Below are 13,406 nucleotides of genomic sequence, written 5' to 3'. Positions count from 1 at the left end.
GCAGCACGTTTTGCATCAAAAGGCGTTGAGATCTTACGTATGCCGCGCAATAGACGGGAAGGTGTTCGACGCTTTGAGGACGGATGCTAGTCGCCGAATACTTCTATTATGTGTCCCAGGCTTCTTCGCGGTTTCGCCCCCGCACCTCCCACACGTCAAGCACAAGCCGCACCGCGGCACATTTACCCACCTAAAAAAAACACAAGTGAGGGAAAAGCCAATCCATTGTTGCAAGCGCTTTAGCAGGATACGATATAGGTATAACATCAGCGAAGAATAGTGAGGGGGGCCCAAGAATGGCGGTCAACGCACAAGCGGTTAATAAGATGAATCAGCGCTCGCAGGTACGGAAAGGTAGATCCTTTCTGCGAACGTTCTGGAAGTATAAGGCGTTGTATTTGATATCACTGCCGGGGATTTTGTATTTTATAATTTTCAAGTATGTACCCTTGTTAGGCTCCGTTATTGCTTTTCAGGATTACAACATTTTTGACGGCTTCACGGGAAGCAAATGGGTGGGGTTTGATAATTTTACCCGGATGTTTGCCCATTATGACTTCCTCAAGATTTTGAAGAATACGATTCTGATCGGCGTTTACGATTTGGTGCTGGCCTTTCCGGCACCAATCATTCTCGCATTGCTGCTTAACGAGCTGCGCGTTGTCGTGTACAAGCGTTTGCTTCAAACAGTCGTCTACATGCCACACTTCTTGTCATGGGTTATCGTGAGCGGGATTGCGATCGGCATCCTTTCTCCTTCTACAGGAGCTTTGAACCACTTCATCACTTGGCTTGGCTTCGAACCGATTTATTTCCTAGGCGAAGAATCGTGGATTCGTTCGGTGCTCATTACTTCAGGCATTTGGCGTGATTCCGGTTACGGTACGATCATTTATTTGGCGGCGCTGGCAGGAATTAATCCGGATTTGTATGAAGCTTCTGAGGTGGATGGCGCGAACCGCTGGAGACAAACCATTTCTATTACGCTACCGTCGCTTCTACCAACGATTATGATTTTGTTCCTCCTGCATATCGGTAAGTTTTTGGACTTTGGCTTCGAACGTGTTTACGTGTTCCTGAACCCGCTTAACAAAGAAAATGGTGAAATTCTAGACACGTATATTTACACAGCGGGGTTGTTAGGTCAGCAGTTTAGCTATACGACGGCTATCGGTCTTTTCAAAGCATTAGTTGGCGTGATTTTTATTGTTACTGGCAATATTTTAAGCAAAAAAACAACGGGTGAAAGCTTGTACTAAGACGGAGGTGAACGCTTTATGAATCGCAAGCCGACAGCCGGCTGGCAAGTTTTTAACATTTTTAATGTGCTTTTTCTGACTCTTCTATCGCTAGCGATGCTCCTGCCGTTCTTAAACGTGCTGGCCCAATCGTTCAGTTCTTCGGAAGCCATTGTGAATGGGAAGGTATTATTCCTGCCCGTTCATTTTACATCGATTAACTATCAATATGTGTTTAGCGACATGGCAATCTGGCGTTCCTTTGGAGTGACCGTGTATATTACAGTAGTGGGTACCCTGATCAATCTGATCGCCACGGCCTCACTTGCGTATCCAGTGTCTCGACCCGAGTATGCTGGCCGTAATGTTGTCGTTATTATGGTTCTCATTACGATGGTTTTCACAGCTCCGCTGATTCCTAACTTTATTTTGATGAAAAATTTACATTTAACGAATTCGCTCTGGGCCTTATTGCTTCCTGGTGCCATCAGTGCCTTCAATTTTTTCATTATGCGGTCCTTTTTCTTGCAAATTCCGAGTGAGCTGATTGATTCTGGACGTATCGACGGCTGCTCCGAGCTTCGCATGATCTGGAATATCATTTTACCTTTGTCCAAGCCGGTTATGGCCTCTCTGGGAATCTTTTATGCGGTGGGTCACTGGAATACGTACCAAAGCGCACTGTACTACATTAACAAGCCTGCCTTATGGCCGCTTCAAGTAAAGCTTCGTCAATTGATTGTATCTGAGGATATCAGTATTGATCCAAACTCTTCCCAATTCAGCGGACTTGCTCATATGGATCCGGAAGGCATTAAGATGGCGACTATTATTATTGCGACGATCCCGATTATTCTTATCTACCCGTTTTTGCAGCGTCATTTTGTCAAAGGAATGATGGTGGGTTCTGTAAAATCCTAAAGAAATCGTACTGCATGAAATCAACAATTTTTACAGTATTCTAAAAAAAAGACAAATCGAACTAAAAACAATCCATATCGGCAATTTGTAAACGCTTTTACAATGAAGGTGTGAAAGCGTTTATATCTTAGCGAAATGAAAAGAGGGGTAGAAATGAAAAAATGGATTCCCACCACGATGGCAGCCGTAATGTTGGCAAGTTTGCTGGTTGCTTGCTCTTCTAAAACCGCTGAACAACCGGCGTCAAGCGCGGCGGCTGGCACGACAAGCGCAAAGCCTGCTGAAAAAACGAAATTCTCCATCTCTTTGCGTACACTCGCATTCGGACATGTAGAGAAGTCGCCAGATATTAATCAAGACAAATGGGTGAAAAAGTTAGAAGAACTGACGAACACCGATATGAATATCGTTCTTGTTCCTCACAAAGAATATGAGCAAAAAATGATTCAGATGTTTGCAACCAATGATATTCCTGACGTTGTGCAGGGCAGTGGTGGTGTGAACGGTAAAGAAATGGCTGGATCCGTGAAGGCAGGCGTGTTCACACCGCTTGATGATTTATTGAAAAAGTACGGACCGAACTTGCTCAAAAAAGTACCAAAAGATGCTTGGGATAACGTAACCTACCAAGGTAAGATTTTCGCTATACCTGAATATCTGTCTAATCCATCCCGCCGCGCTATCTTCGTTCGTAAAGATTTGCTCGATAAAGCAGGCTTAGGAGTTCCAAAAACAGTAGACGAGTACTTGAAAGTGCTTCGCAAGTTCAAAGAAATGGGCGTTGAGAACCCGTATATGGGTCGTGAAAACTTCAAGTATTCAGACTCCTTCTTCGGCGCATACGATGTATTCCCTTACCTATCCATGTTCGAGAAGCAAGGCGACCAAATTCTGCCGAAGTTCTTCGACACAGAGAATATGACGAAAGCGCTGCAAACGTACAAAACGATGTTCGATGAAGGCTTGATTAATAAAGAATTCGCAACGATCAACGCTACCGTATTCAAAAACACCATTCTAGCTGGTAAAGCAGGTATGTGGTCCATGAACGCGAATGAATTACTGCAATGGGAAACACAGCTGAAAACAACCGTTCCAACAGGAGATATCGAGATCATCGCATCCCCGACAGGACCAGATGGCAAAGGCGGACACTACTTGTACGGACCTGCGCCGCGTGCTTATTTCATCAATAAAAATGCTAAAAATGCTGCGCAAATTATCCAGTTCTTTGATTGGATGATGTCGGATGAGGCAGAGAAATTCTTTACTTTCGGTATCGAAGGTGACACGTACAAAACGGTGGATGGCAAAATCGACTACAAAGCACCTACGGATACAGCAGGTGTAGATGAAGAGCGTTACCGTCAATCCTTCTTGTGGCTTGTCCAAGATACGACTTATAATAAAGGGACACTAAGCTTGACTGACGAAGGTAAGAAATTAATGAGTGTCTATGATACAACGTTAAAAAATGAAGGACGTGACGGTATCAGCTTCGAGCCGCGTCTAGAATCTTTAATGAAAAATCCTGACATTTCGCCGCTTTCCGACCAAGCACCTCCAGTCATTCTCCAGCACATGGTGAAAATGGTGTACGGCAAAGAGCCGATCTCCGATTGGCCGAAAGTATTGGAAGAGTGGAAATCCAAAGGCGGTAACGAAGTAATCAAGGAAGCAACAGAGAAATTCAATAGTAAAGATTCCGGTACGACCGTGTCGATGCCGCGTAAATAAGCTCATTTGCTGAGCATGACACCTCCTCACGTGCCCACCCGCCCGTGGGGAGCGTGCATTTCATAAGGTTTTGAAAGGAGCGTTCCTCATGTACCGCATACTCATAGTCGATGACGAACCGATGATACGCAAAGGATTACAGAAACTCGTTGAACAATCGGAGCTCCCCATCGAAAGCCTGCGAACGGCTGAGAATGGTGTTGTCGCGCTGCAGCGGATTCAAGAGGAACGACCTGACTTCCTGTTCACCGATATTCGGATGCCTAAGATGGATGGGCTGGAGCTATGTGCTCGTGTTGCAGAAATGGATGCGGACATCCAAGTTGTGGTTATTTCCGGCTATGGTGATTTCGAATATGCGCAGAAATGCGTCTCTTACGGGGTGAAAGAGTACTTGCTGAAGCCCGTCAACATTAAGGGATTTCAGCATGTGTTAGAAAAGCTAATTCGTAACCAAAGTAAAGTAAGCTCCGAATCCTTCGTTGCTGTAACGAAGCTCGAACAGTGGGCAGGCCGCATGGAGCAAGCCGTGTGGATGCTGCAGCAAGCGGAATTAGATGGCATCGTAGAGGAAATTCAGGCGGAGTTGAAGGCCAATAAGCTTAAGCTCAACCGGGTTAGCGATATTTTACAAGAAATCCACACCCTCCTTCACCATAGGTTGAATGTAAGGGATGTATATTTCATGCAAGGTGAGCTGGATTTAACCGGTGCTGTGAACGAGGAGGAAGCTTGGCTTCGTTTCACGACGGCGATCAGCGGGTATCTGGATGAGCTTCGCATCAAACGCAAAGGCAAGCTTAAGGACCCTGTCGAGGAGGCCAAGCTCTATATAGAGACGCATCTCGCTGAGGAAGTATCCTTAGAAGAAGTGGCTGACTTTATCGGTCTGAATCCTTCTTATTTTAGCCAGCTGTTTAAGCAAAGCACGGCAGAAACTTTCGTGCAATACCGCACACGCAGACGCATGGAGAAGGCGAAGAAGCTGCTTCAACAGCCGCAGTGGCGAATTACGGATATCTCGGGTGAGGTCGGTTATGCCGATCATCCCCATTTTACAAAAACATTTAAGAAATACGAAGGCTGCCTTCCTTCTGAATATCGGCAACAAATGGGTATCCGTTCATGAAAAGAAAGACGCTGTCAGGTCAAATATATACGTACTTTCTCATTGTGATCGTGCTGTCGCTTTTGTCCGTTGGCGCTGTATCCTATTGGCAATCATCGCGGGCGTTAGACGACCAGGTGAAGCAGTATATGGAGCAAATGGTCGATAGTGCGAACTATCAGACGGATAGTTATTTACAGGCGTATGAGCTGCTTAGCAATGCCTTTTCTTCCAACTCTGATGTGCGCGCTTTCATGGAAATTAAGCCGGATGACGCGTATGAATATTATTTGTACTCGGATAAAATCAAGAAATTTGCACTCTCTTCTGTGGAATCTATCGTCACGCTGTATAAGCAGTTAAATATGATTTATGTCGTAGGGCAGCATGGGCGTTCAGTTATCTATGAGAACCAAAATCTGTTTAACTTTGATCCCGTGTTGGTGCAAGAGAAATATGATAATTTGATGAAAATGACGCCAGGTGATGGCAAAATAGCGCTGCTGAATATGAACATACGTCCTGTCGATCAAGGGGCTGTCGTGACAATGGCACGTAAAGTAAGAGGACCCTCCTACGGTGATGAGAATCGCGGGGTAGTTGCCATTGAGATCAAATTAGATGAACTAGCAAAGACTTGGGATCGTGTGAGTCTGGGGAAAAAGGGCTTTTTCTTCATCGTGGACGATGCCGGTAACTATATCTACCCTCGTTCGATGAGCGTACGGAAGCCTCAAGATGAACTATCGTCGCTCGTTTTGGCGAGTGGGAATCAGACATTCCTTCATAAATACAATGGAGAAGAACGTATGTTTGTATCCAGGAAATCTGGTTACTCCGATTGGAATCTTGTCGCATCGATGCCAGTTGATGAGCTGCGCCGTCCAGTCAATACGATTCGAACGACGACCATCGTTGTTGGTCTAGTTACACTGGCTATTGCATTATGGCTAGCTTACCGTTTCGGTAGGTCTATCATTGCCCCTATTCGAGGGCTCAAAGACAGCATGCGGGAGACGGAAAAAGGAAACTGGCAGTACATCGACGAAATTGGCCGAACGGATGAGATCGGCGGACTTATTCACAGCTACAACCTGATGGTGACGCGTCTTTCCGATATGATCGAACGGGTATATGAGGCCGAGCTGGAACAGCAAAAGAACCAACTTGAGCTAGGTGAGACGAAGCTTGAACGGCAGCGGGCCGAATTTCAGTCTTTGCAGCTGCAGATCAATCCGCATTTTTTGTATAACACATTGGAAACGATCAATTGTTATGCAATAGTTCAGGATTCCAGTGAGATTACCGAGATGGTAGAAGCAATGGCGTTCATGCTCCGCTACTCAGTGCAGACGAATTTAGAAGAAATTACGGTAGCGAATGAACTGAATCATGTACGTAATTATATGATTGTTTTGCAGCATCGGACGGGAAAAGAGTTTGAAATTGATGTCGCGATCCCGCCAGGCTTGCTTTTGGAAAAGATGGTTCGGTTGACTCTGCAGCCGCTCATCGAAAATATTTTTCAGCATGCATTCCCAGATGGTGTGGAACCGCATCATTTCATACGCATCGATGCCCGCAAAGAAGGCGGATTGTTCCAAGTGTTCATCCAGGATAATGGCACAGGCATCAAGCGGGAAAGGCTCGCAGATCTGCGTACGAAGCTGGAGGAAAACCGCTTGGCGGAGCCGGAAGAGACAGGTGAAACAAAGGGTGGCGGCATTGGACTCATGAACGTCCATCGGCGGATTCAGATGGTGTTCGGCGAGGCCTACGGCCTGTCTATAGACAGTGAGTGGGGACGAGGGACCTGTTTGACGATGACCATGCCGGAGACGGTGAGGCCTCGGTTGCGTGGGTGAGTTGGGTTTTTATCACTGTAGACGGACTTTCGCTAGGTCGTTCCGTCCGCATTAAGCGTGTTTTATATCGTTAAGTGGTCAGACTTCTGCTTGAGCCATCATTTAGCGATGAAAAACATCGTTTCACGTGGTAGTAAGGAAGGAAATGGTCGTTTCCCTCAGAGTTAAGCATGTTTTATATCGTTAAGTGGGCAGGTTTCCGCGGGAGTCATCATTTAGCGATGAAAAACATCGTCTCAGGCGGAATCTACAAAGTGATTTATGTTGAAATTTTAAATATAAGTACATGGGAGGTAATTCATATGAATATCGATTTGACGGGGAAAATTGCGCTGGTGACAGGATCTAATGCGGGGATTGGACGCGCAATTGCACTAGCTCTGGCTAGTAATGGGGCGAAGGTTGGTGTGAACTGCTTGAATAACGTTGCACAAGGTCAGGAAGTTGTAGCAGCTATTCAAGCGGCAGGCGGCGAGGCTGTATTAGTACAGGCGGATGTAACGAATTTGGAGCAAATCGATAGACTCGTTAGCGAAGTTGAGCAAGCTCTGGGTGGTACGATTGATATTCTCGTGAACAATGCAGGCCATCTCGTTCAGCGTGTGGCGAATTCTGAAATGTTCGATGAGATGTACAACCGGATTATGGATGTAAATTTAAAGAGTGCGGTGTTCATGTCCAAAAGAGTACTTGCCGGCATGAAGGCGAAGGGCTACGGCCGCATCGTGAATATGACATCGGTTGCTGCGCATAACGGCGGCGGACCTGGTTCCAGTATATATGCAGCTAGCAAAGCCGCTGTACAAACGTTCTCTAAGGGATTGGCCAAGGAAGTAGCGGCAAGTGGAATTACCGTCAATAACGTCTCACCTGGTTTTATCGGGAATACGATGTTCCACGCGACATTCACGACGGACACAGCGCGCCAAGCTACTGTGAATGGTATTCCGCTGCAGCGTGAAGGAACACCGGAGGATGTAGCAGGCGCCGTTCTTTACCTTGCTTCCGATCTTGCTGCCTACGTAACGGGTGAAACGATCGAAATCAACGGCGGGATGATGATGCGATGAGTACCGCGCTGAGGTTAGGCGAAAAGCTGGAAAAACTAACTTGGGCAGGCCGAACAGCGCATATATTGAAAGAGGAAATTGATAGGCTGCAGCAAGCGGGCAGCCTATCAATTCCGAAGGAACCTGGGGGTTGGTGGCACCAGTATGTCTGTCCACACCATCATACCGAACTGGCGTTCGATTCGATGCAGGTGGATGCGGTCGAATTTCTATGTCCGCACGGCTGCCGAATCGAGGGCGAAGCTTACAGGGGCGCTTGGCTCGTGTTCAAGCACCAGTCACTTGCGCGGGCTTCTTTGCAGTCAGCGGCTGTTTTTGCAGCGCTGGGTGATAAGTCATATGCGCAGATTGGTAAAAGGCTGCTCGTAGAGTACGCCGAGCAGTTTCCGCTCTACCCCGTGCATCCAGAAGCACAGAGCTGGATGCTGAAGGGGCGTGCTTTTCACCAGGCGCTGACGGAGGCGATCTGGTCCACGACTTTGATTCGCGCTTACTTGTTGCTGCGCGATGAGGGTGTTGTTTTTGAGGCGAAGGAGCAGGCGGCGATTGACGCCTTCCTGGGTTTGCTCGCTGGTAGTATGGAAGAATACCGGCACATCCTTATTCATGAGCGGAACAATGCGGAGAACAACTACACCGCTTGGCTGAACGCGTCATTATCTTGTGTCTATGCCGCTCGCGGAGAGCAAGCGGCACTGGAAGAGCTCATTGAAGGCCAAGGTGGCTTCAAGCATCACTTATCGATCGGCGTGAAGGCCGATCAGCTGGAGTTCGAGGGAAGCACGTACTACCACGTATTCGTGCTTCGGGCTTACTTAATATCCGCTGAGATGGCGCAGCGATTCGGTATTGATCTCTACGCCACGACCGGCGCAGATGGCCAATCCATGCGCGGCATGCTCGAGGCGCTGGCCGATCTGGCCGACGACCAGGGCGCGCTGCCCGCCCTGCATGACGGGCCGCTTGCGCGGGACCCTTACGCCCGCGAGATCGCCGAGATCGCTGAGCAGGGGCTCGCGATCTACGGCATCGCTGGGCTCGCGCCGATCCTGCGCGAAGCGTACCGGCAGCTAGGCGCTGTCGGCGGCGAGCAGCTCGAGGCGCTGCTCTACGGCGTTGGCGAGGCCGCTGACCGCGCGCCTGCCCTAGAGCCGCGCGGGTCGCGGCTCTGGCCGGACGCCGGCTTCGTCATCGGCCGCGCAGCCGGGAACCCGCTGTCGTTCCTCGCCGATTTTGGCGAGCACGGCGGGTCCCACGGCCATTACGACAAGCTGCATCTGACCTTGATGCACACGGATCAAACCCTGACGCCCGATTTTGGGATGGTGCCTTACGGCTCGCCCATGCGGAAATCGTGGTTTGCCGAAACCGCCAGCCACAATACCGTGTCGCTGGACGGCCGATCCCAAGCGCCGCATGAAGGGCGCTGCGTCCGCTTTGAGGCCAACGATTCGACCGTGTACGCTTGGCTTCAGTCAACAGAAGCCTACGAAGGGTGCACGTTGAATCGCCATTTGCTGCTTACCGGCGAGTGGCTGCTTGATTGGTTCCAAGTCGAGCTCGCAGGCGAAGAGCCGAGGAGCATCGAGTGGTGGATGCATCCTGCTGTTCAAATGCAATCAGAGCAGTTACGTAGCCGAGATGAAGTTTACAAGCTTCGCATTGAACAGAAGGATGATGCTTCCGCTGCCGCTGCTGTATCAGAGCAAGATCTGCCGATCATCGGCCAGTTCGTTCCTTGCGATTCGGTCGACGCAAGCGGTGCATCTCAATTGCACGCATCTTATGCCGTAGGTTCTGATCCTATCGGCTCCGCCGCGTCCGTTTTCCATACGGCGCTTGTTCAGTCGGGCGATGAGCTCCTCGCTGTACAGACACCGGGCGACTCCGTTGACCCGAGTCGATCGCTCACAGCGATGCTTCACCGTCGCAATGACCGTCAGGCTGACTTCATTCATGTCTACCGTGCAGGCAGCCGTGCCGAGCTAACGCGCATTTCCGCACAGGAAATTGCCATTACAGTTCCGGGACAAACAAACAGCTCAAAACGCATTCAATTAACAGCTCATAATGGCTTGCTTTTTATATAAAAAAGAGAACCCATCCGGGAGGAGAATGGATATGACTTCATTGTCGCCATTATACGAACCGCAGAGCGGCGTTTTAACTGTACAATACGAACCGAATGAGATGACCGTACTGTTGGAAAACCCACCTCGGTTCACGTGGATTCCTGCACAATTGGAGGATGATCGCTATGTACTGCAAATCTCGCATTCTGAGGCCTTCTCTCAGGCTGACACACGAACGATTAAGCCGATTCCATACAACTTATATACACCGGATGATGCGCTAATCCCAGGTACCTATTTCTGGCGGTACGCCCTTCTCCAAGAAGAAGGCACCCAAACCGTCTGGAGTCTCGTTCGACGCTTCGAGGTGCCAGCCGATTTACCGGAAACACCATTACCTAGCAGAGAACGCCGATATGCGGAAGCGTCTTCCCAACACCCTAGATTGTGGCTGCAATCTTCTGAGCTTGATGACTTCCGTAGTAGGCTAGCAACAGATCCGGCTTATTGCGGGTTTGAAATCTTTTACGAGAAATCCGTCAAGCCTTGGATTGAGCGTGAGCTGATTGCTGAGCCTCTGCCATACCCAGACAATAAGCGTGTAGCAAATCTATGGCGCCAGATGTACATGGACACTCAAGAAGCCCTCTATGCGGTTCGCCATCTTGTGGTGGCAGGAACGATTTTGAATGACCAAACGCTGCTGGATCGTGCGAAAACGTGGCTGCTCCATCTGTGCAGCTGGGACGTGAATGGTACAACAAGCCGTGACTACAATGACGAAGCCTCCTTCCGTATGGCTGGAGCTATCGCATGGGGCTATGACTGGCTTCATGCCCAGCTAACAGAGGATGAGCGGAAGCAGGTGCGGCAAGTTCTGCTCGCCCGTACGCGTCAAATCGCCCAGCATGTTATTGAGCATTCCAAAATCCATCATGTGCCGTTCGATAGTCATGCGGTGCGTTCGCTATCCAGTGTATTGGTCCCGTGCTGCATAGCGCTCTTGAATGAAGAGCCGGAAGTTCGTGAATGGCTTGATTATACCCTTGAATACTATGCGTGCTTATATTCCCCTTGGGGCGGACCGGACGGAGGCTGGGCGGAAGGTCCGATGTATTGGACGACTGGGATGGCTTTTGTCACGGAAGCAATGAATTTGCTGAAAAAATATACAGGCATTAACTTTTATAAAAGACCGTTTTTCACGAAAACAGGCGATTTCCCGCTATACACATTCAGTCCGGATACCCTTCGCGCAAGCTTCGGCGACCAATCGACCCTTGGTGATCCGGTTAGTTTAAAGACCGGTTTTAACATTCGCCAGTTCGCTGGTGTGACCGGTAACGGGCTGTACCAATGGTATTTTGAGCGGGTACGTGAAACAGATACCGACTCTGAAATGAAATTTTACAACTATGGTTGGTGGGATTTCCGTTTCGACGAAATGGTCTACCTTCATGATTATCCGCAAGTGGAAGCTATCGCCCCAACTGATGCGAATATCGAGCCGGTCAAATGGTTCCGCGATATCGGCTGGGTGGCGTTTCACTCGCAAATGGCCGATCCAGAGCGCCATATCATGCTGCTGACGAAAAGCAGCAAATACGGCTCCGTCAGCCATAGTCATGGCGACCAAAATGGCTTCCTGCTGCATGCTTACGGGGAACCGCTTGCCATTGAAAGCGGCTATTATGTGGCATTTAGCAGCACGATGCATATGAATTGGCGCAGACAGACGCGCTCGACGAACAATATTTTGATTGACGGTTTGGGTCAATATGCCGAAAAGAACAAAGTGCTGAACATGGCGGCTAACGGGTTCGTTGAAGTTGCCGAGCAGCGCAAAGGCTACGGTTATTCCCGCAGCAACGCAACTGCAGCTTACAAGGAGTACGTTCCTTATTTGGAGCGTTATGTACGCGAGCTCTACTTTTTCGGCACGTACGTTGTTGTCGTCGACCACATCGACCTGTCGCAGGCTGGTTCTGTTGATTGGCTGTTCCAAACGCTGTATGAAATGAAGCTGAGCGGACAGACTTTCAAAGTCCAAGGCCGCAAGGCGGATATGGACGGGCGTTTCGTCTATTGCTCATCTGGTGAAATGGAGCTGACACAGCATCAAGGCTTTACGGATGTGGATCCGGCCGAAATCGAGGGACTGCCGCAGCACTGGCATCTCAAGGCAACGACCAAGCCGGCGCGCAGCCACCGCATTGCAACACTTCTTGTGCCGATCAAGCACGGCGAGCCCAAATACGTGTCCTATTTCATGGATGATCAAGGCTTCGATACGCATATTTATTTCACCGAAGACGGTGTAACGCATAGAGTCGAGGTGCCGAAGGCTTACTAGTTTTTCACGAGCTGCACCCATCATTTATCTATAAAAGATCGATCTCTTCATCGCTAGGCTAGCGAAAGAGGTTGATCTTTTTTGCTTTATAGGAAGCTGTTTATTATATAGGTGTCTGATAGTAATTGTAATGGGTACTTATAGGTTCTGGGTGTGTGAATATGTGTCATTCAGCCGGTAGGGAGGATGAGTTTTGTTTTGTTTTGTTTTTTTCGGGGTGAGAGGATAAGGAGAGGTTAGTCAGACATAGATATGGTTTTGAAAAAGGAAGATTTGAGATGTAACTAGAGGACTTGAAATTGATCAAATAGTTGGAAGTAATCAGAGGGTGGGGGATGGGATATAGGTGAATAGAAGTAGGATGTAAGAAAAAAATAAGAAATAAGAAATAAGAAATAAGAAAAAAGAAAAAAGAAATAAGAAAAAAGAAATAAGAAAAAAGAAAAAAGAAATAAGAGGAAGAAGATGAGTGGTGAGGGTATAAGGTGTGATGGTTGATTGGTGATAGATGAGAGGTTCTGAGCTCAAAATTTCACCTAGTTTATGCTGGTACAGGTAGCCGAATGAATAAATCGAGGGTTCGAAATTGCAATTGAAATTTTTTGACTTAGCAAATCTTCTTATTTTATAGTAATAAAGGAATTTAATATCAATTTATAATGTCTGCAAGTTGTACAACGTACAACATTTTTCTGGATATCATCGCCTTAAACTAGAAATGTTGTACTTTGTACAACAACTTTGCCGCATATCACCCAAAATGGGCTCTTCCAAGCGAAATTGTTGTATTTTCTGCAACATTTGCCTCAAAAACGCCTTTTTTCCTGATTATTGTTGTATAAAATACAACTTGGGGCACTCCCGCCTGCCAGCATAGCACCAGTGCTCCCAATAGTCACTCCGAACCAGCCGCCACCACACCAGCAATCCGATTAGTCACTCCCGCCTGCCTCCACTACACCAGCAAACTCATTTAGTCACTCCCATACTCCCACCAGCACTCACACCCACCAACCCATCCATCATTCCCCCACACTTCCAA

General features: G+C 48.2%; 8 protein-coding genes. All 8 read left to right on the top strand.

The genetic code is table 11. From position 1 onward, the window contains the following. Positions 1–296: 296 nt before the first annotated feature. The 8 genes from ACBP55_RS37670 to ACBP55_RS37635 all read left to right on the top strand — a co-directional run bounded on the left by ACBP55_RS37670 (position 297) and on the right by ACBP55_RS37635 (position 12,364). Positions 297–1,259 carry an ABC transporter permease gene (locus ACBP55_RS37670; RefSeq protein ID WP_464648704.1) on the top strand — a complete coding sequence of 321 codons (963 nt, stop codon included), beginning with the start codon at positions 297–299 and terminating at the stop codon, positions 1,257–1,259. Positions 1,260–1,277: 18 nt separating this feature from the next. Then, the gene (locus ACBP55_RS37665; RefSeq protein WP_464648702.1) at positions 1,278–2,159 is read left to right on the top strand and encodes a carbohydrate ABC transporter permease; all 882 of its coding nucleotides are present in this window, start codon (positions 1,278–1,280) and stop codon (positions 2,157–2,159) included. A 153-nt stretch (positions 2,160–2,312) separates the two neighbouring features. Further along, a complete protein-coding gene (locus ACBP55_RS37660) occupies positions 2,313–3,896 on the top strand; it encodes an extracellular solute-binding protein (protein ID WP_464648700.1) in 1,584 nt (527 codons plus the stop codon). 88 nt (positions 3,897–3,984) lie between these two features. Further along, positions 3,985–5,025, top strand: a complete 1,041-nt coding sequence (locus ACBP55_RS37655; protein WP_464648698.1) for a response regulator transcription factor — start codon at positions 3,985–3,987, stop codon at positions 5,023–5,025. Further along, positions 5,022–6,869 carry a cache domain-containing sensor histidine kinase gene (locus ACBP55_RS37650; RefSeq protein WP_464648696.1) on the top strand — a complete coding sequence of 616 codons (1,848 nt, stop codon included), beginning with the start codon at positions 5,022–5,024 and terminating at the stop codon, positions 6,867–6,869. Before ACBP55_RS37655 ends, ACBP55_RS37650 begins: the two co-directional genes overlap by 4 nt. A 302-nt stretch (positions 6,870–7,171) precedes the next feature. Further along, the gene (locus ACBP55_RS37645; protein ID WP_464648694.1) at positions 7,172–7,939 is read left to right on the top strand and encodes an SDR family NAD(P)-dependent oxidoreductase; all 768 of its coding nucleotides are present in this window, start codon (positions 7,172–7,174) and stop codon (positions 7,937–7,939) included. Beyond that, the gene (locus tag ACBP55_RS37640; protein WP_464648692.1) at positions 7,936–10,029 is read left to right on the top strand and encodes a heparinase II/III domain-containing protein; all 2,094 of its coding nucleotides are present in this window, start codon (positions 7,936–7,938) and stop codon (positions 10,027–10,029) included. The genes ACBP55_RS37645 and ACBP55_RS37640 overlap by 4 nt, the downstream gene beginning before the upstream one ends. 31 nt (positions 10,030–10,060) lie before the next feature. Then, positions 10,061–12,364: a DUF4962 domain-containing protein gene (locus tag ACBP55_RS37635; protein ID WP_464648690.1), complete on the top strand. Its 2,304-nt coding sequence runs from the start codon at positions 10,061–10,063 to the stop codon at positions 12,362–12,364. Positions 12,365–13,406: the final 1,042 nt, after the last annotated feature.

The sequence above is a fragment of the Paenibacillus sp. WG02 genome (assembly GCF_055396115.1).
Note: the sequence above shows the minus strand (reverse complement) of the source record. Positions and strands in the feature narration are given on the sequence as shown.

Coding starts and splice junctions, on each gene's coding strand:
- ACBP55_RS37660 (WP_464648700.1), top strand. CDS start 2,313: ATGAAAAAATGGATTCCCACCACGATGGCAGCCGTAATGTTGGCAAGT.
- ACBP55_RS37650 (WP_464648696.1), top strand. CDS start 5,022: ATGAAAAGAAAGACGCTGTCAGGTCAAATATATACGTACTTTCTCATT.
- ACBP55_RS37635 (WP_464648690.1), top strand. CDS start 10,061: ATGACTTCATTGTCGCCATTATACGAACCGCAGAGCGGCGTTTTAACT.
- ACBP55_RS37670 (WP_464648704.1), top strand. CDS start 297: ATGGCGGTCAACGCACAAGCGGTTAATAAGATGAATCAGCGCTCGCAG.
- ACBP55_RS37655 (WP_464648698.1), top strand. CDS start 3,985: ATGTACCGCATACTCATAGTCGATGACGAACCGATGATACGCAAAGGA.
- ACBP55_RS37645 (WP_464648694.1), top strand. CDS start 7,172: ATGAATATCGATTTGACGGGGAAAATTGCGCTGGTGACAGGATCTAAT.
- ACBP55_RS37640 (WP_464648692.1), top strand. CDS start 7,936: ATGAGTACCGCGCTGAGGTTAGGCGAAAAGCTGGAAAAACTAACTTGG.
- ACBP55_RS37665 (WP_464648702.1), top strand. CDS start 1,278: ATGAATCGCAAGCCGACAGCCGGCTGGCAAGTTTTTAACATTTTTAAT.